We start from the raw sequence: 19,345 nt of genomic DNA, 5'->3' as shown, positions 1-19,345 counted from the left end.
TACATAGGATGACACTTAGGATGTATAACTGAATTTGGGAAAAAGTATTTTTAAAGTGAAGTCAATCGAAACTTATGAGCAGCACACTATTAAATAGACCTTTGAGATACGTTGGAGGTATTTTAATGATAGTGTGGGCCATACTTCACTTCTTTTTGTCAACTTCACTTCTGAAGAGATTGCCCATCGTAGGCGAGTTTTTCATTGTGGATTCCGTATTGATGATTATCGGCGGTATTATACTAATTGTTGGTGTTACCTCTCTTTACATCCCTACCTTAGTGCTCAATTGGGCTAACTATCTCCTACTTACAGAATCGAGGATATATCCTGCACCAGTTTTAGGAATCCCGTTACCTGCCATAAACCAATATGTTATAGGAAGTTTCATCCTTGATATAATAATAATAATTGTAACTACTGTAGTATACGTTACAAAAAGATGAGTTTTGGAGGATTTCTAATGTTGTCCCTACTTAAAATTACTTCCTCTCTTAAAACCGTATAGGCGAAACATCATACATAAAATACTAAGTTTATATTTCTGGAGTTTATTATTCACGCATGAAAGGTCTCTCTGTTAAAATAATAGCCGTGATAATAGTTGTGATTGTAGTGGTCGCTGCGGTTGCATTATTTGAGCTTTCATCCAAAACCTCTCCTTCTACAACCTCCACAACTACTGTGCCTCCCACGACCTCTAACGTTACACTCACTGTAGTAACCTTCTCTGGAGAGTCTGCCCAATTTATACAATATGCAGGTGAACTCTTCCATCAAGAGCATCCCAACGTTACGGTTCAAGTTATTACCTTCCCGTTCAGCGATTATATAGACAAAGAGCTTACCGTCCTAACGGGACACTCTTCTCAATACGATATAATAGGCTTCACTTCTACTTCTGCCCAGAGAGTGTCTCAATACCTTGCCCCTCTAAACGGATTGAATCTCTCTGAGGTTATACAGCCGCAGGAATACTTTGGCGGAGTGATTTACAACGTTTCAACTGGCCAAGAGGAAACAATAGGTGTGGTTTACGAAACTGCGGTTTACCTTATGGCATACAGAGAATCAATCTTTAGTAACCAGACTTTAGCTAAAGAGTTCGAGTCCCAATATCACATACCTTTCAATCCGAACATGTGGAATAATTGGACTGAGGTAATATGGGCCGACCAGTTCCTAAAATCGCATAACGTTACACAGTACGGATTTCTTATTGACGATCACGTATCTCATGGAATAATAGATGCCTTCCCTGCGGTTTTCGGATGGTTTTATATCAGAGACAGTTCAATTTCTAACGGCTCCACAGGTATCCCAGGCTTTAACGTAATGTTCACAGGGTTTATTCCGAACGGAGGAAAGTTACCAGTTCCTTCCTTTAACTCGAGCGCAGGCGTTCAGGCTCTGCAGACTTACGCTCAACTTGTAAACTACGAACCCAACCCTTCTCAGCTTCAAGTGAGTTACGACAATCTTCCGGAGCTCTTCCCTCAAGCACCTGGAGCATTCCTATTTACTAGTCAACTTTCCTATATCAACTCATCCATAGTTAAGGATGTCTACTTGGCTCCTCTACCTGGCGGTTACGCTGAAACGGGTACAGATTTCCTAGGAGTGAGCAAGTATTCGGCACACTCTCAGTTAGCTGAGGAATTTCTTCAGTTCTTAGTGTCACCTCAAGTTCAAGAGATAGCCTTCCTTAAGTTTGGAAAGTTCCCCTCAAACGCCCAAGCTTTCCAGGCTTTAATTCAGAACTCATCAATCTCACAGTATCAAAGGGAATGGCTGAATGCAACGTATCACGCTGCATTGAACGCTTGGGCTAACCCACCAAACATACCTCCCACTTACGTTTCGTTGATAACGGATTTCAATCAGCAAGTTTACTCTTATTTAATAGGACAGATAAGTGACCCTTCAGAGGCGCTCCAGACAGCTGCCCAACAGTGGTACAGCGCGACTCAATCCTATTACGGTGCCTAAGCTTGAGCGTTAGACTCAAGTCAGTTAGCAAGGAATACAGAAACATAAAGGCGTTAGACAACGTTAACCTTGAAATATCAAAGGGTGAGTTTTTTGTAATTTTGGGGCCATCTGGCTCAGGAAAGACAACTTTACTTAGAGTGATCGCCGGGTTGGAAGAAATTACGCAAGGGAACGTATTCATAGACGACGATGAGGTCACTAAATTACCTCCATCTAGAAGGAAGGTGGCTATGGTATTTCAAAATTATGCACTATATCCTCACAAATCAGTATTAGAAAACTTACTTATGCCAGTGGAGGGAGAGATGAAGAGAGATGAGGCGAGCAAGCTAGCGAAACACTTATCGACTCTCCTAGGTATCCAAGAGTATCTAACCTCCTATCCCTCTGAACTCTCTGGAGGGCAACAACAGAGAGTGGCCTTAGCTAGGGCATTAATGAAGAACCCTAAGGTCTTCCTTATGGATGAACCTCTTTCAAATCTAGATGCAATCCAAAGGGTTTCAGCAAGGAAATTGATTAAGGACATCCAAAGACAAAACCAAATTACTACAATCTACGTAACGCATGATCAGGTTGAGGCCATGGCTCTCGCTGATAGGGTTGCAATAATGAACAAGGGTAAAATAGTCCAGCTTGGTACACCAGAGGAAATTTATTCAAAGGTGGAAGATGAATTCGTTGCTTCCTTCTTCGGTAATCCTCCCATGTCAATCATTAACGGGCGAATACTCGATATACAAGGTCAGATAGGGGTAAGAGCCGAAGACGTGGAGTTAGGACAAGGCGAGTTAAGAGGGAGAATCACTGACGTGGAGTTTTGGGGTGACAGGTACCTTGTTTACGTCTCCTTAGGTGAGGAGGAAGTGAGAGCCTTCCATCCGGTTAGATTAAACGTTGGAGAAGAGATAAAGTTAAGGTTTAGGAAATTCTCAGGACCGTGGAAATCATGAGATATAGCTATCCGTACCTGATTTACATCTTTGCCTTCGGTGTCGTTCCTTTCGTGGGTGCCTTTGCTCTCCTTGGAGTAAACCTCAAGTCCGCCTTCTCGATTTTCTCTATCGTACCCGTAAGAGAGGTTATTATAAACACCTTGATATTTTCGTTTTTTACCGCTTTACTATCGGCCATAATTGGAACGTTGCTAGCTTTGTCTGTAGATATGATGAGGAGAGGGTCAAGACTCATTTCGCTCCTCACCATGCTCCCTTATACAGTTCCCTTTACTTCCTCAGCGTTGATCTGGACTATTAGTCTCTATGGAAAGTTTGGTTGGTTCTCGTACCTATTTCACGTTCCTTTCGATCCTCTCTATCTTAGCTCAACGTCAATTTGGGCTGTGACGGGAGTAAGCGTGTGGTCTTCAATACCCATCTCTTTCCTTGTAGTACTTTCATCACTTAAGGCCATTCCCAAGGAAGTTAAGGAAGCTTCTCTAGTAGATGGACTCTCCGTTTCTCAGTATTACGGAAAAGTAGCAATACCAATGATAGGGAAGGCCTTCTGGATATCTTTCCTCTTACAGTTTGTCCTGGCCATGGGAAACTTCGATTTACCTTACGTCTTAACCCAAGGTGGTCCTGGATATTCCTCAACGACTCTCCCCCTCTTAGTTTACACAGAGATGTTCTTATCAGGAAACTTTTCAGGTGGAGAAGTCATAGCTGCCATCCTAGGGGTTATGGCTAGTCTACCCGCACTAGCCTTAATATTTTTATTTCGTTCAAGGAGAAAGAAGTTCTTACCTTCAATTAATCTGAGGATACCAGACGGACTGTTTAAGGTTCTAGTTTATCTCTCTTCATCCGTTGTTCTTTTCTTACTTGATTTCCCGGTTTATTGGATGATCTTGGTGGCTTTCAGAGACTCCTCACTGGACTTTAGGGCTCCTCCAGTGTTAATTCCGACGTCACCGACGCTTAATTACTTTTTCTCTTCTTTAGAAGGGGCTGTCCCTTACCTAATTACGAGCGTAGTGGTCGGGATCTTGGCCTCTCTTCTAACTATATTTCTAGCCTTACCAGCCTCTTACGAAGCCAGTAGGAAAGGGCGCAACTGGATGTTATTCCTTTCCATTTACCTTTATTCATTACCTGCCGCGTCCTTTGTCATACCGCTTTACCTAGTGTTCGTATCTGCAAACCTCATAAACACGTGGTGGGCGCTGATCTTGTCCACCCCAATTTTCACAGCCACCTTTGCAACTTGGATATTCTTTAACTACTTCCTGGACTTCCCTAAGGCCTATGACGATGCGGCTTCCGTTTTCGGGATAAGGAGGAAATTAACCTGACTAGTGTTTCCATTATCAAAGGGGACAACTTTTACCGTATTTTTACTTTCATTCGTTTTCAATTGGCATCTTTTGTTTTATCCGCTTATTTTCGCCAACACGCCCTACAACATGAAATTGCCACCTGAAGGTGCACTCACTATAACAGTATACGCTTTGGACTCTATAGGGAACGAATCGCTTAACTGGGGCTTGTTGGCTTCCTCTGCGTTAGTTGCTGCGTTTCCGGTTATGATAGTGACTATGATAGCAATAGATAGGGTCTTAAGGTACGATCAGAGAAGCGGATTAAAGTTCGTTTGATGATAAGCAGTGAGATGACTAAACGCTACGGCAAGACTTTATACATTATATACTAAAATTAAAGAGCTAGAGTTCTATTTAAAAAAGAATGAGACGATATAAATAAATCTGAGAAATTTTCCAAAAAGACTCTTATATAGAGGAATATTTTGTATCTCAGTTTGATATAACATGACTGGAGAAATAAATAAGAAGATAGCAGAATTGACGGCTAGAGTAGATAGGTTGCCTACGATAGTTCTTCCAGTTTCCGTTATTTTATCTCTAGCCTTCGGCTACTTCATTGCCCTATACGATGTAATAGATATAGGCCTTGCTTTCTCTCCTACCTCCCTGCCTTACACCGGACTGACGGCCTCTGAGGCACCCACCGTAGTCTCTATGGGGCTTTTCGGATACATTCCTGGAGCCATAATTCTAGGGTATTTAGCTGATAGAATAGGGAGGAAGCCAACTCTAATTTTGACCGCGCTCCTAACGGGAGTAGGAAGTTTAGGGAACGCACTATCCTTTAACTTCTTGACTTTCTTGATCTTCAGATTCATTACAGGTATGGGAATTGGGGGAGATCTAATCTTAGTTCCAGTTTACCTAGTTGAAATGGTACCTGCAATAAAGAGAGCGACCTATTTCAACCTAGTTTACATTGCGGGATGGGCAGGGCTAGGCCTGGGTCCCTTCCTAGCTTCTCAAATAGTGCTAGCTAATCCAGCTATAGGATGGAGAATCGTTTTTGCTGTAGGAGCTACCCTAGCCTTCATAGTGCTAGTTATAAGGTCTCACGCCTCTGAGACGGTAAGGATGTTAGGTTTGAAAGGGAAGATCAACGAGGCTGAAAATTTAGTTCAAGAAATGGAAAGAAAGGCTCTAGAGAAGACGAAAGCACAAAAACTCCCAGAGCCAATAATCCATGAATATTCAATAAAAAATTCTAATCCGTTAGCTGTCTTCAAGAACCCTGTTTATAGGGTGAGGGTATTGGCCGTAATGCTTTCGATTTTCTTCTTCTATTTCGGAGAGTACCCTTACCTTACAGAATATCCATTATGGACGTCTAACTTCTTAGGCTACTCAGGCTCCCTAGGTAACCAGATAACCTTCCTATTCGGTTTAGCAGGAGTAGCGACTTTCTTAGGAGCGATCGGACTGAGGCTTGTGATCGAGAGAATACGAAGAGCTGTACTGGTTACGATCTCCTACTTCCTTGGGATGGTACTGGGGATAGTTTTTGCAGTGTATGGGGCCATAGTTAGGGATCTGCAAGTTGCGTTTTTGGGCATGCTTCTAACAAACTTCATAGGTGTTGGATGGTCTAATCAACTGAACTATCTAAACGGAACAGAAAATGTGCCCACTTACGCTAGGGCCACATCTTTTGCGTTCTCTGATGGCGTTGCACATCTAGGAGCTGCAATCTCCACTGCAATAATCTTCGATTTCATACCTTTGTTAGGAAATCTAGGGACGTGGGTAGTTTTCCAAATACCTATGGTCATCATGGGTATCATACTTATTGCGGTCTTACCTAACACGATAGGAGCTAGTCTGGAAAGCGTAAACGAAGCTAAAGCTGGAAATTAATTTTTTTATTTTTATTCTAAACTATTTTATTAAAATTCGTTCAAGACTTATGAGGTTAGAAAAGAAAAAGTAGCTAACCTTTATTTTAGGACGATGAAATATTAGGCAGTTTTCAAGGTTTTATGAGAAATATTTTTAACGTATATCTCTTTATATTAAGACATGCCATTAAAGAAAGAGCTGAGCTATCTTGACTTGTTAGTTCTCGGGATCTCTGGTGCAGTTGGCACCGGTGCTCTATTTAGTACGGCTGGTATGGCCGCTGAAGCAGGACCTGCGACAGTGATAGCCTGGATCCTAGGAGGGATATTTTACTTATTCGTAGGTCTAACGTATAGTGAAATCTCAATGAACATACCAGAGGCTGGAGGACCTTCTAGATACAGTTTATACTCCCATGGGATGCTTACTAACCTAATCAACGCTATGTCCGACCTAGTCTGGTACCTATTCATACCTCCGATTGAGGCTCTAGCTGTAGTTGAGGGACTTACGTTCTTCTTTCCAAATCTCCTGACGAGTAGTGGGACTCCAACCGTTTTAGGAGGAATCGTAGGGGTCGTTTTGCTACTTCTCTTCATTCCTTTCAATTATTTTGGTGTAAGAGCCTTCGGAAGATCAACCACCGCTTTCGGATCGATAAAACTCGTTCTTTACGTTGCGCTCGCATTGGGAGTTATGGGGGTGTTTTTCTCAGCTAGGAATTTCGTCAGTTACGGGGGAGTTGCTCCTTTTGGGTTAGCTGGGATGTTCTCCGCCATTCCGCTCGCTATGTTCGCCTTCGGGGGTATTAGAGTTATACCAGACTACGCTGAGGAGGCTAAGAACAAGAGAAAGCTCTCGTCTGCTATAATCCTTACTGTAATAGGCCAGACCTTAATTTATGTCCTTTTTGCAGTAGCCTTCATAGGAGGAATAAATTGGTCGGTTCACTCTTTAACTCCCGGGAACTGGACTGGCATAACGACAGCTCTTCCAGGAAATCCCTTTGTTGACCTGGCAAAAGGGAACTCCGCCCTCTTGATTTTAGCAATAGTTGTGGCGATAGTCGGTCCTTTTGTCACTGGCTACATATATTTAGGAGCTGGAAGTAGGGTTCTGTTCGCTATGGGCAGAACCGGAATAATATCAAAACTCATGAAACAATTGCACTCAACTTACTCTATTCCAGCCTGGGCGCTTCTGGCGTTCGGAATAGTTGGAGCTATCATAACTTTCCTAACCTCGCCCATACCAACGATTTATAGTTTAATCAGTGACGCTGTTGTGGCCGGTTATCTGGGCTTCGCTGTAAATCCTATAGCTATGACGGTTTTAAGGAAAAACTTCACTTACAGATTGAAAGGGGGAAGAGTCATATCTATAATAGCTTTCATCTCCGCTTCCCTCATAGCCTTTTGGAGTGGCTGGCCGTCAGTTCCCTACTCCGTTATCATAATAGCCGTAGCTGTAGCGCTATTTGGCTCTATCTATAAGGGGTTTAGGAACGTGTTCAATTCGCTATGGTACATCGCTTATATACTATTTATCACTATAATGACATATATAGGAAGTGATGGTGCCTTATCAATCATTAACTTCTATCAGGCCACCACTTTGGTTGCCCTAATTTCGGCAATATTGTTCTTCCCATGGGGCGTTAAGTCGGCAATTAGAGACGTTAAGATCCCCAAGGAACAGGAACTAGAGAACTTATAATGCGTTACATCAAAGCTTTTTTTCTTCATGTTATATACACCTTATGTACACTATACATTCTGGCCTATCTCATAACAAGTGGGATAACTCCCTCAAGCCTGTCATATCTATTAAACCTGGAGAGACTGTTATCGTTGAATCTAAAGACGCCTCAGACGGTCAGGTAACTCCATCGTCAGTTCCCTCAGATCTTAATAAGTTGGACATCTCAAGGATTCATCCACTTACTGGGCCGATAGAGATTGAGGGAGCGGAGCCCGGAGATGCCTTGGAGATTGAGATCATTGACTTTGAAACTAAGGGATGGGGTTGGACCGGAGTTTTACCTGGTTTTGGTTTCCTAGCAAACGAAAACTATACAGCCCCGATAGACTTGGCTGGTCCGGCTCTTAAAATATGGAAGGTAGGATCTAACGCAATCGCTAAGTTTGGAGACATTGAAATCAGTGTACCTCCTAGACCTTTCCCTGGAGTTATAGGAACAGCGTTATCAACTCGTGGGAGATTCAGTACGATCCCTCCTCGAGAGAACGGAGGAAACATGGATATTAAGCATTTAACTAAGGGCAGTAAAATATACTTGCCGGTTTTCGTCAAGGGTGGTTTGTTATCATTAGGGGACACACATGTAGCTCAAGGTGATGGAGAAGTGTGCGGAACAGCCATAGAGGCTCCAATGGACGTAAAGCTGAGGGTTTCCTTACATAAGGATAGTGAACTTAATCAACCACTATTTGAAACTTATTCCGTAAGAGACTCCGAATTTAAAGAATATCTAGCTTATCCAGGGATAGATTCGAATCTATGGGAAGCAGGGAAAAAGGCCATTAAGGGAATCATATCAGTTCTTTCCAGATTCATGTCTCCAGTTGAGGGTTACATGTTAGCTAGTGTGGCGGTGGACATGAGGATCAGCCAGGTCGTCGACGTACCAAATTGGATAGTAACTGCATATCTACCCAAGGATATATTCCCAGAGGACGTAAGGCCTAAATTACGTGTAGTCTAGTCTATATCGTAGGCGGTCTTTTGGATCGAAGCTGTTTTCCTATTAATATTGTCACATGTCTAAGGGATTTTTCCACTCTGATTTGCATTTATCTCCAAATACGTTCGTTGTCCAGTGCAATGAGGTTGTGTAACTTCCAAATCCTAGCGCTTTAGAGGAGAAGGCTTTTCTCGGTATCAAGTTAATTTTAAGGTAAGGATAGTGAGTTAATCTCATCTAATTTGGTTTTGTTATCCTCTATAAATAAGTAAAGAGCGGACCTAAACAACTCGCTTTGAGTGACTCCCCTCTCTTTTATGAACTTTTGAATCTGCTGAAACAACTCCTCAGGTATCTTCACGGTAACTATAACGTGCTTTCCCTCCCTTGAAGTGGGAACTAAGGGCATGTCATATTTTATTATTCTCTCTACTCTCTCCCTAATTGCGTTGGAGAGTCTACCCTTATCTCTCCTTATTATGTTCCAGGCCCTCTCAGCAGTTACCTTTTCTACTTTAAACGAGACTACCTTCATTTAGGGTAGAGTTTATTTCCAAGTTAATAAACTTTGTTAAAATATGACCTATTTTTGTGTAGATGTATTAAAAAGTTGACTATATAGATTTTTTAATAGAAGACATAAGAATTAATAAAATAAGATTAATTAAAGCTTGATGACCTTTGACTTTACCCAGACCACTTGTTTGGCTATCTCCTTAACGTCTATCATCTTTATATCGGCGTTTGAAACGACTGGCAGGTGTCTAATATTGTGTTCCATCATAAGGGGTAACGCTTTAGATAATGGCTCCTCTGCCGAAATAGGCTTTACCCATCTCGGTTGTATCCTATCCTCTAATAATCTCCTATCAGCTAAAGCCCTCGTAAGATCTCTAATTGATATCAATCCTACTCTGTCCAGCTCCTTTACAACTGTTGCTTTCAGCCCTCCGTTCTTTAGGGTATGATATGCTTCCCTATTGGTGACAATTTCTAAAATGGGTACGTTAAAGGAGAACCTACCAACCTTCTCCTTGGGATTTATCGGAAGTAATCCCTCAATATTTATAGGAGAAGTCATTGACGCGCTCCTCAATGCGTCTCTTATAGATAACATCCCGGTTAGTTTCCCTCTTTCAGTGACCGGTAGGTGTCCTATTTTTTTGGCTAGCATGATACTTAAAGCCTCATCTACCGTAGCGCTTCCTTCTATTGTTATAGCCTCCTTTGAATGTAGTACTACAGGATCGTTCTCCCTCCCATCAATCCACGCGTCTAAAATGTCGGACTCCGTAACTATTCTCACTCCTTTGAAGTTTAGGACAAGCGATCCTATCTCTTCTTTCGTCATTATCTCCGCAGCTCTCCTCACCGTCTCTTCCGGGTCAACCGTTATCAATCTCTTTGAAGCGTACCTCCTTACCCTAGATAATGTAACTTTAGCCCTTGAACTCACGCTTGTCTCATCACTCAATACTAGGATGCAGTCGTAGGGACAGGCTCTCTCGCAAGCCTTACATCCCGTGCAATCTTCTGGCCTCACCACCTCGGCTAATCTGCTTGATTCGTTAATCTCTATACACTGAGCTAATGCACATGCCCTTTGACACATGTAACAGCCCACGCATCTGTCCACGTCAATAAGAACCAAAGGTTCCATGTCATCACCTCAGAATGGCGGAGATGCGTTGAGAGGGTTATAAAGTAGGTTCCCTTGATATGGGTTATAGAACGGAAGGGTGTCCGTTGCAGGAGAAGACATCCAGTACGTTAGTAACATGAAGGTTATACCAAATCCCATAACCACATCATAGTAAGTCCACTTACTTACTCCATCACTATCTGCCAGCATCTTGGAAGCTCTCATTCCTAAATACGTTCCAAATGCTAGCACACCTTCCATAACTAATAATACCCACCAGGCTGCAGAAGCGTTCAAAGGATCGTTTCCTAACGAATGAAGTAGATTCCCCCAGAAGGTCGAGTATATCTCCTGGTTATGCATTCCCACCCCAGTTGGATTAAGGATCTCATGAATTAACAGGAGGACCGCAAATGATTGAAATTAGCAGGGACGGTAAGAGAGTTTACGTGACGAACTCCCTATATGGCACGTGGGATAATCAGTTTTACCCAGAAGGACTTAAGGGTTGGATGGTAAAGCTAAACGCTGACGGGGGGCTGACCGTTGATAAGGAATTCTTAGTAGACTTCGGTGAGGCAAGAGCTCACCAAGTTAGGTTAAGGGGTGGAGATGCTTCCTCTGATTCTTATTGCTATCCTTAGCGTAAGTTTAATTGAAGGATTAGATCCTTACAAGGGATTGCTTTTCTCCTATTACTTTTACGTCTTTAATAAGGTTTGGGAATCCTATCTAGTACCTATAGTATCAGGACTTTTATATTATGGCCTGGTTTTTTCCTAACAATCCTTTTGGTTAATTTCGATTATACTCAGTCCTTAAGATTGATTATATCCTATCTGCTTATAACTCATTCGTTATTTAAACTCTTCCTAGGGAGGATAATGCATTACACCGGAAATATGAGACCATCAATCCCTAACGTAGTGAAATGGTCATTTTTGAACTCATTAATACAAATGAATGCAACACTTCTCATAGGTCTCTGGATGCTATCCAAATTATCTTTTGTGATCGTTATCAATACAGTTATAATAGTGAGGGAAATTGCCCTCTATTTCTCTATAAAGAATAGTAATCTTTTATTAACGCTTACCAGATATAACCTTGACTACATCTATGTTGTCCTAGTCTTACTTGTTGCTATACTAGTTTTACTTTCACATCTTAACTTTAAAAACTCATTAAGGATATCTTTCCAACATTTTTATTAATTTTTATCCCCCTTGTTTTATTATTTATCTTAAATATCCTTTATAATTTTATATCTGACGTCTATTAAAGAGAAGCTATTAAACCACGTTCCTTTTTAAGGAAAAAGTAGTACATGATCGATGAGATGAGCCCTAATGACGATATCATCCCCCATAATATCTGAGGAGCGTAAAGGTAATAAATCATTAACTCGCTCACTAACGATGACCCAGCTATCCTTCCCATACCAGTAACCATACTGTATAATCCCATTTGCTTTCCCCTGCTTTTCTGATGAGCTAAGGAATTAGCTATGGTTTGTGAAAGGGGTGATACGATCATTTCAGCGGCTGTTATTATAACCATTTGTAAAATCGCGATATAATAATTAGTAACTAGAGAAACAATAAAGTAACCTATGCCATATATTATCATTCCTACAGATATAAGCCCAATTCTCTTATTTATCAACCTTCCTGTCAAATCTTGTAACGCCACTATAATTAGGCCGTTGACGCCGAATAAAAGACCTACTTGGAATTCTGTAAAATGTAAAACTGAATTATAATATGTTAAGAGTCCAAAACCTACTTGGCCTATTATCGTGAACGTTAGGAATGTTGGGATGAGGAAAATTAAGAAGTCTCTACTGAGGTTAAACGTTAGTCGACCTTCTCCCTTGAAGTCTGGCAAGAACTTTATCAAAGGTAAAGGTAGTAAGACCAAGACGCTAGCTGCTAAAAGAAGAGTCCTGAAACCATAGTCAGTAAAAATGAAACCTCCGACCAAAGGTCCTATTGCCCAACCCGCATTTATCCCAACTCTCTGCCTGCTGAATGCCTTAACTAATTCAGTCTTGCCCTTATATACATCACCCACTATCGTAGTGGAGGAGACGTTATATAAAGTGTTAAAGAAGGTTTGAATCAAAACTACGCTTGAGACAACTAAGGGAGCGTTTATTAGATAAGCCAATAGTAAAACCATTGAAGATGATATTGTAGAAATTACGATAGTCTTCTTTCTACCTAAGTAATCAGTAATTATTCCTCCGCTTATCGAGGCTAAAATGGTTACAATAGCCTGAATTAAGTAAAAAATTGAGATAAAGCTTAACGGAAATTCATATACATTATACAAAGCGAATCCGATGAAAGGCCATATAATTGAGCCTCCAAAAGATCTGAACCCGCCGATGAGAGCGATTTTATTTTCTAAATTCATTCTCGTTGTCATATTCCTAAGATTTAATAACGCTATTTCTCAAGAGTTAGTCCAAGTGACTTAAAACCCTAATAGATATAATTTGTCCTTTATAATATTTTTATTTAAAAAGAGATTTTTAGAACATTAAGCAACGGTGGGGGTACTGTCATTAAAAACTTTCTTAATTTGAGGAGGGGGAGAAACGTTTAGATTTAAATATTCTCTATATGCTTTTTAATGATATTTGAAGATTTAAAGTATAGAGCGGATGTTATTTGAAACTTATCATCATTAAGACTAACCTCCTATACGTCGTACGATTTATATATATACTACGCTTTAACGATCTTAACAAAGTTACTAACTTGAAATTTGGCTCTTTAGAACCAGGTCCTTGTAATTTGTCCTACAGCCAAACGCATTAGGGATAACGTTAATCCACTATCGTAACGCTAGCTTGTAATAAACCATACTAGACGTGAGAAGCTTCTAAAACCTCCAGTGTTCAATCTCTAAATCAAGGTTAACCAATTGTATTTAATTCCTTTTCGCTCGTTGGATGTTCTTTACACGCTGAAACGTGCGTAAGGTGAGATGCGAGGAGCTCCTTGAGAGGCTGTCTAACGCCAGGTTGGCTCTTTTTCCATTAAGTTCTTAACTCATTCCTGATAAGGACCTCTTCTAGATCTACACGAGTATAGGCTTATAATAACTCTTTAGACTATATCATATTATGAGAACTTTCCATAAGTACCTCATAATAGGAAGTGGCGTCTCAGGTTACCACGCTTTTGAGAAGTTACATGAGAGCAATCAAGACGTAGTTATGATAACAAACGACAAGGAGATTCCCTACGACAGGCCACCTTTATCTAAAGAGTATATGAGGGGGGAAATCGATAGGAGTTCCTTATTTTTCAAGCCTTATGAGGCGTATGGTGGAAAGGTGATTTTAGGCGTTATGGTGGAAAGGTTACAGAACTCAATCGCTTTCCTTAACAACGGAGATGAGATAGAGTTCGAGAAGGCCCTGATAGCTACGGGTGGGAGCCCCAGGAAGTTAGACCTTAAGGGGGAGAAGGTTAGATACCTAAGAACCCTTGAGGACGCTGATAACATAAAGAGACTGGCCTCCACAGCTAAAACCGCCCTGATAGTGGGTGCAGGGTTCATAGGTATGGAGGTGGCTTCTAGTCTAACTAAGCTAGGTATTAAGGTAGATGTAGTGGAGGTTAAGCCTTACATATGGAGTACCTTTGTTGATGAGAGAGTGTCCAGATACTTTCAAGGCTACTTTGAAAAAAGAGGGGTAAACTTCATTTTAAACGAATCTGTTAAGGGGGTTGAGGAACGCGAAAAAATTAGGGTTTACTTATCTGATGGAAGAGAATTAGTGAAGGACTTCGTCCTTATTGCTACCGGAATTGCACCGAACGTGGAGGTGGCCGAGAAGAGCGGAATAGCGACTAGGAACGGAATACTTGTAAACGAGAGGTTGGAGACCAATCAAACTAACGTTTACGCCTCGGGAGACGTCGCTAACATTGAAGTTAAAGGGAAGAGGAGAAGGATAGAGCATTGGAACAACGCCATGTATACCGGCGAATTGGCAGCTAGAAACATGATGGGGAGCGAGGAGAATTACGACTTCCTCTCCACGGTTTGGTCTGATATATTTGACTTACATATCGAATCTGCAGGGGAAACTTCAGGATATGACGAATACGTAGTGAAAGGAGATATGAGCAAAGACTCGTTCTCCGTAATCTACGTTAAGGACAAGGCAGCCATTGGATACGTAGCAGTGAACAGGCCTGAGGAAGAGTTAGATAGATTAAACTCTATGGTCAAGGACGGAGCTAGCATAAAGGACTGACAGAGTCAACTTCTTTTATACTCGTAAGGTCTCCTCCCGAACGAGTCTAGAACATCCATCTTACCACCGTTTCTCACGATAAAGTCTATTAGAGATTCGAGTCCCAGATAGTACGCCTTGTGGAGGAGAGTGAAACCGTTAATGTCCCTCATGTTTGGATCAGCACCTCTCTCTATGAGCAACTTTACCACTTCGTAATTCCCATTACAAAAGGCTAAATGAATGGGTAAGTTTCCCTCCTCGTCACGTTCATTTGGATCGAATCCCATATCCAATAAAGTCTTTACAATAGAGTACTCACCTTGAAAACAAGCTTCATGCAATGGATTTCTCCCGTTTCTAAAACACTTATGGAGATTTATTTTATCAAGCAGTTTAAACTTGTCCAATTTTCCTCGATCTATTTCCTGAAATATTTTGGAACATATTGATTTATCCATATATTAATTTTAACAGGGTTTTATTTAAACGTTATTTAGAAAGATTCTTAAACACGTGAGGAGCGTAATGTAAAAAAGAAATCAAGTTAAAAGGACTATCTAGCTTATCCTGAATTTACATTAAATTGTACTGGGGCGAGAGTGATTTGTTCCTTCATCTCGGGCGGCAGGGTGCCTATCTTCTTTATGTTAACCCAACTCCACTTAACCATCTGATTATCAGTTACCGGATCAACCGTTGGTGTAGTTACTTGATTTGCTCCAGGCTTCACCTCGAACGCCATAGCTATGAAAAGCTGACCTGGAGTAACTGTGTTAGAAATCCATGCTATACCGTCCAGTGATCCGAAGTCGTTATACACTTGAATTATATCACCGTTGCTTATGCCCTCATTTTGTGCATCTGTGGCGCTGATCTCTATGATGGGCATAGGCACCCTCTGAACTATTTCAGGTATCTGATAATCAGTCCAACCGGACTGGAATATTATGTTCCACCTTCCGTTGTTAGCCCAGTACTTATACTTACTCTTTAATTGAGTAGCGTATCCAAATATGCCTACGTAAGGCATGGGGAACGGTGTGAATCCGTTTATCACATGAGCTAGCAAAGTGTCCCAGGAGTAGCCAAACATGCTCTGTACGTCGTTTATGGATATGTATTTCACCTCTCTTGTTATAAGTGGGATACTAGTGTTACCTACGGTAATGGATTGGTTAGGATTAATTGTGACCGCCTCTACTCTGAATTTTCCGCTTATGGCAGGCTCAGCGTAGTTAACTAATCCCCATAATGTGAAACTTCCGTCTGAGTTTGTAGTTTTACCTAGGATTGGGAGTTGTACGCCTACTGTTCTAGCCATCTTAAGATCGTTTAGATCAATCTGTGACCATCCTGGTGGGAACGCATGAGGGACGAAGTACCCATATGGCCAAACGGAAGATGGGAAGTTGACCGGTCCGTTCGCGACGTAGTAACTCCACAGATCGTTGTAAATACTAAACCAATCGTAATCGTAATAGTTCTCCGAGTATGATGGAGCGACGGATAGGGGCTGAGAGTTCTGAATCATGTGTTTGGATAGGCTTTGCCATATAGTATTGAAAGCGTTATACAACCTCATAGCTTGTGGAGAGCTACCCTTTCCTTCTTGTTGGTACTTCTGATAGATAACATAGGCAATCATTGCGTAGGTCCAAATATCCGGCATAGACATACCTAAAGGAGAGTGATAGACGTCATCCAGCCTTAATCTCCTATCGTGTCCGTTCCACCTTATTTCGTAAGTTTCACCATGGTTAGAAGTGGCAGGCAAGAGTAGGTGTGCGGCGTTCTCGAACAGTCTGTTCTGATTCAAGATAATATCGTGTCCCAGCACGAATAGAGCACCGTTCGTAGATCCTAAACATCCTGTAACGGCATTAACGTAGTCCTGTGGGGACGGTACACTAGGTACTGTCTGACTCACAGCTGAAACGTTGTAAGAGGATGAGGGAGTGGTCATAGAGCTAGTAGGTACCCCTGCTCCCACACTGTTCTCCACGCACTCTTGTAGAAGCCTAGCTCTATTGTCTATAGTCAAACCAAGCTTACTACCGCTCATTGTTTGCTTATAAGGTACGGCGGTGAACACCCATAGTACCTTACCATATCCGCTATAGATCAGATAATCTATCACGGGGTTGAACTGATATATCTGTGGAACTAGTGTACTAGTGTATTGGTTGTAGAAGTTCTTTACGAAGTTAACTATATTGGCTGCGTTCACCTCCTGACCGTTAGCCTGAAGTTGCTGAGGAACGTAAGAGCTCATCTGTATCCATAGTTGTCTTCCCTGACTCAGATTTGAGGACCACGGAGGTGGTGGAGGAAGCGGAAAGGCTGCACCTCTCTGATGACCGAAGCCCGTGCTTGTACCACATCCGGGCCTACCAGATAGGGCTCCTGAAATTATAGCCAGGTTAGCTAAAGCGTATATAGGGGTGTAGTTTCCTGACCATATAATCCCTTTCTCAAATTCTATAAGGGTCCTCTTGTAGTACGTGTTTCCATTAGCCGTTTTTGGCTTCGCTATCAGGTCTCCCATCTGCTGGATTATGTTCTGTGGAACTCCAGTTATGCTCTCGGCTTCGGACAACCACTCGCTAAGTGACTTAGAGGTAAGGTAGTCAATGTAATATTGATAAGTTTGAGAATTGAAGGAGAAACCGTTTGATTTAGCTGAGGTATATAAGTTAATGAAATGATTAACAACGTCAGGGTAAGTGTAATAAATGTAAGCTGCCACAGCGTTAATTAGCTCAGCGTCGGTTCCAGGGTTGACCTGGACGTACAGCATGTAACCTCCTCCATTGTTACCTGTTTGATTAGTAATTCCGGCTTGAGCCTGCTCTACCGTTATGCCAAGCTTTGCTGCAGCCGCTCTTACCGTCTCGTTAGGCCTAGCTTCTACGACGATGATGTTTCCAGGTGGAGTTGGCTCTCCTGGGTCAAACCATTGTGCCTTTCTACTGGCCGTAGCGCCAGAGATGTTATCAAAAATGTGTTGGATGAAGTTGACCGTAGAAGTCGAGTATTCGTTTATTCCCCATAGCACTAACGTGTCTGCTATACTTATATCTAGCATACTTGCGGTGTCTGTGCCGTTTCCATTAGTTGCCTCCATTAGGGCATCTTCGGTCAGCGAGAACGCCACTTGATAGTGGAACCTAACAAAAGGAGTGGCTAAACCCATGTGAAGGAATAAACCAGGAGCCAGATTGCTGAACACACCTCCTCCTTGACCTCCTCCGTGATCTGATCTTATTGCCATAACCTGAACAGCTCCTGGCCCCACAGGATCAGGATAGTTGAATGTCTCATTGTCCATATAATATTTGGAAATGCCAGCCGCGACCTCTATGGCATAGCTCCAACTCACCGGCTGAAAGCTGTTGTTCCATCTCAAGAGAGGAGTTTGAATCCTCGATTTGTAAATAGAGAATCCTGAAGCGACGTCGGAGAACGGACTCCAGTTCCTTTGCGCGTTCCTTCCTCCTCTAGTTGAGTAAGTCCCTTCGTTCACTGGACATTCAGAACTAGGGACCTCTAATATGTAAACTGGTTCCCAAGCTCCTGTAGTAGTGTTATACTTAACGGTCTTTGTTACCATTCCCTCTCCAATCCATGGAGTCCCGTAATTAGCCCCTAGAGGGATTACTGGTGACGTGTAATCGGCCTGGAAGTTCGTTAGGTCCCTGTTGAACACTTTATCATTTAAGTTATATACGATAGCGTTCTGACCTTTTGCTGGACCGCCTTCCTTGTAGACCGGGAATACGAATATGTCGTATCCACAACCTACGTTACAGAACCTACAAGTAGCGTGGTATATCTCCGCGTCTGGGGGTGGTAAGGGAATCCTCTTATTAGAAACTGGACTAGAGTTACTAGACATAGCTAACCGAGAATGATTAAGGTTTTATCATTTAAAAATCTTAATATATATGGCAAGTTAATCATCTCTTATCATTTTCTACTTGTTTATGTATTTCTCATAAAATAGATATATTTCGCATAACTCTAACTATGACGTAGACGAGAACTAAGTTCATGACCACGAACATCGTCACACCTACAAGGGGAAGACTTGAAGGTCCCCACTTAAGGTAAGGGAAGTCGACGTTAGAGTATTCAGGAGATCCTATTATGAACAATATGCTTAGAAATGTATCACCTAACATGTAGAGGGCAAGGGAAGTTACTTTCACGGCTAGGCTCATCCTTGGTATATATGAGCCAGCTAATATTCCTCCTAGGAAGAGAGTTACCTCACATATCAATCTGATGGGGAGATCTGAGGCAGCTAACGCAAACGTAAGAGGGATATGCCAGAAGACCGCAACGAAACTACCTAAAGTTAACGCCAAGATAGAGCCCTTAAACATCTTGTAACCTATTATTGATCCGGCAAAGAACATAGCGTAATGATCAAGCATGAAAATGACCGGATTTACAGATTGAAGGTTCTCCACAAACGGGTTAATGAAAAGAACAAGGAGAACAACGGGAACAGCGAGAAACTTGCGATTTCCTCGAGCTCCATTGTATGATATCATGAAAATTATACCTCATAATAAAATAAAAAAG

Annotated in this window: 17 protein-coding genes and 1 pseudogene; 10 read left to right on the top strand and 8 right to left on the bottom strand. The window is 41.8% G+C overall.

Going from position 1 to position 19,345, the window contains the following annotated elements:
* The first annotated feature begins 74 nt into the window (after positions 1-74).
* From MCUP_RS07650 to MCUP_RS07620, 8 genes are all read left to right on the top strand, one after another.
* The gene (locus MCUP_RS07650; RefSeq protein WP_148230922.1) at positions 75-446 is read left to right on the top strand and encodes a hypothetical protein; all 372 of its coding nucleotides are present in this window, start codon (positions 75-77) and stop codon (positions 444-446) included.
* A 118-nt stretch (positions 447-564) separates the two neighbouring features.
* Positions 565-1,989, top strand: a complete 1,425-nt coding sequence (locus tag MCUP_RS07645; RefSeq protein ID WP_013738228.1) for an extracellular solute-binding protein — start codon at positions 565-567, stop codon at positions 1,987-1,989.
* A 2-nt stretch (positions 1,990-1,991) separates the two neighbouring features.
* Positions 1,992-2,945: an ABC transporter ATP-binding protein gene (locus MCUP_RS07640; RefSeq protein WP_013738227.1), complete on the top strand. Its 954-nt coding sequence runs from the start codon at positions 1,992-1,994 to the stop codon at positions 2,943-2,945.
* Positions 2,942-4,288 (top strand): ABC transporter permease subunit, encoded by a 1,347-nt coding sequence (locus tag MCUP_RS07635; RefSeq protein WP_013738226.1) that lies wholly within the window; start codon positions 2,942-2,944, stop codon positions 4,286-4,288. Before MCUP_RS07640 ends, MCUP_RS07635 begins: the two co-directional genes overlap by 4 nt.
* Positions 4,289-4,399: 111 nt before the next feature.
* The gene (locus MCUP_RS10240; RefSeq protein WP_013738225.1) at positions 4,400-4,591 is read left to right on the top strand and encodes a hypothetical protein; all 192 of its coding nucleotides are present in this window, start codon (positions 4,400-4,402) and stop codon (positions 4,589-4,591) included.
* A 171-nt stretch (positions 4,592-4,762) separates the two neighbouring features.
* Positions 4,763-6,172, top strand: a complete 1,410-nt coding sequence (locus MCUP_RS07630; RefSeq protein WP_013738224.1) for an MFS transporter — start codon at positions 4,763-4,765, stop codon at positions 6,170-6,172.
* A 162-nt stretch (positions 6,173-6,334) separates the two neighbouring features.
* Positions 6,335-7,870 carry an APC family permease gene (locus MCUP_RS07625; RefSeq protein WP_013738223.1) on the top strand — a complete coding sequence of 512 codons (1,536 nt, stop codon included), beginning with the start codon at positions 6,335-6,337 and terminating at the stop codon, positions 7,868-7,870.
* Between the two features lie 43 nt (positions 7,871-7,913).
* The gene (locus MCUP_RS07620) at positions 7,914-8,879 is read left to right on the top strand and encodes an acetamidase/formamidase family protein (RefSeq protein ID WP_013738222.1); all 966 of its coding nucleotides are present in this window, start codon (positions 7,914-7,916) and stop codon (positions 8,877-8,879) included.
* Positions 8,880-8,930: 51 nt separating this feature from the next.
* Here the strand turns inward: MCUP_RS07620 and MCUP_RS10195 are convergent, their stop codons facing one another.
* The 4 genes from MCUP_RS10195 to MCUP_RS07605 all read right to left on the bottom strand — a co-directional run bounded on the left by MCUP_RS10195 (position 8,931) and on the right by MCUP_RS07605 (position 10,863).
* Complete coding sequence (locus tag MCUP_RS10195; protein ID WP_258167320.1) at positions 8,931-9,059, bottom strand: hypothetical protein; 129 nt, start codon at positions 9,057-9,059, stop codon at positions 8,931-8,933.
* A 7-nt stretch (positions 9,060-9,066) separates the two neighbouring features.
* Complete coding sequence (locus MCUP_RS07615; RefSeq protein ID WP_013738220.1) at positions 9,067-9,393, bottom strand: ribbon-helix-helix domain-containing protein; 327 nt, start codon at positions 9,391-9,393, stop codon at positions 9,067-9,069.
* 129 nt (positions 9,394-9,522) lie between these two features.
* Complete coding sequence (locus tag MCUP_RS07610) at positions 9,523-10,518, bottom strand: CBS domain-containing protein (protein WP_013738219.1); 996 nt, start codon at positions 10,516-10,518, stop codon at positions 9,523-9,525.
* Positions 10,519-10,527: 9 nt separating this feature from the next.
* On the bottom strand, positions 10,528-10,863 hold the full coding sequence (locus MCUP_RS07605; protein WP_048057598.1) for a hypothetical protein: 336 nt from the start codon (positions 10,861-10,863) through the stop codon (positions 10,528-10,530).
* A 26-nt stretch (positions 10,864-10,889) separates the two neighbouring features.
* On the opposite strand from MCUP_RS07605, the pseudogene MCUP_RS07600 reads away from it, so the two are divergent.
* A pseudogene (locus MCUP_RS07600) lies at positions 10,890-11,144 on the top strand (selenium-binding protein SBP56-related protein); the annotation flags it as partial.
* A gap of 634 nt (positions 11,145-11,778) precedes the next feature.
* On the opposite strand, the gene MCUP_RS07590 reads toward MCUP_RS07600, so the two are convergent.
* Positions 11,779-12,918, bottom strand: a complete 1,140-nt coding sequence (locus MCUP_RS07590; protein ID WP_048057597.1) for an MFS transporter — start codon at positions 12,916-12,918, stop codon at positions 11,779-11,781.
* 715 nt (positions 12,919-13,633) lie between these two features.
* Between MCUP_RS07590 and MCUP_RS07585 the strand changes: the two genes are divergently transcribed.
* Positions 13,634-14,776 (top strand): NAD(P)/FAD-dependent oxidoreductase, encoded by a 1,143-nt coding sequence (locus tag MCUP_RS07585; RefSeq protein WP_013738214.1) that lies wholly within the window; start codon positions 13,634-13,636, stop codon positions 14,774-14,776.
* 5 nt (positions 14,777-14,781) lie between these two features.
* Here MCUP_RS07585 and MCUP_RS09780 read toward each other — a convergent pair whose 3' ends face one another.
* The 3 genes from MCUP_RS09780 to MCUP_RS07570 all read right to left on the bottom strand — a co-directional run bounded on the left by MCUP_RS09780 (position 14,782) and on the right by MCUP_RS07570 (position 19,314).
* The gene (locus MCUP_RS09780) at positions 14,782-15,216 is read right to left on the bottom strand and encodes an ankyrin repeat domain-containing protein (protein ID WP_052296643.1); all 435 of its coding nucleotides are present in this window, start codon (positions 15,214-15,216) and stop codon (positions 14,782-14,784) included.
* Positions 15,217-15,320: 104 nt separating this feature from the next.
* Positions 15,321-18,653, bottom strand: coding sequence for a molybdopterin dinucleotide binding domain-containing protein (locus MCUP_RS07575; RefSeq protein ID WP_013738212.1), 3,333 nt, complete (start codon positions 18,651-18,653; stop codon positions 15,321-15,323).
* Positions 18,654-18,750: 97 nt separating this feature from the next.
* Positions 18,751-19,314, bottom strand: coding sequence for a DUF1404 domain-containing protein (locus MCUP_RS07570; protein WP_048057596.1), 564 nt, complete (start codon positions 19,312-19,314; stop codon positions 18,751-18,753).
* Between the last annotated feature and the right edge of the window lie 31 nt (positions 19,315-19,345).

Source organism: Metallosphaera cuprina Ar-4 (assembly GCF_000204925.1).
GTDB lineage: Archaea > Thermoproteota > Thermoprotei_A > Sulfolobales > Sulfolobaceae > Metallosphaera > Metallosphaera cuprina.
Note: the sequence above shows the minus strand (reverse complement) of the source record. Positions and strands in the feature narration are given on the sequence as shown.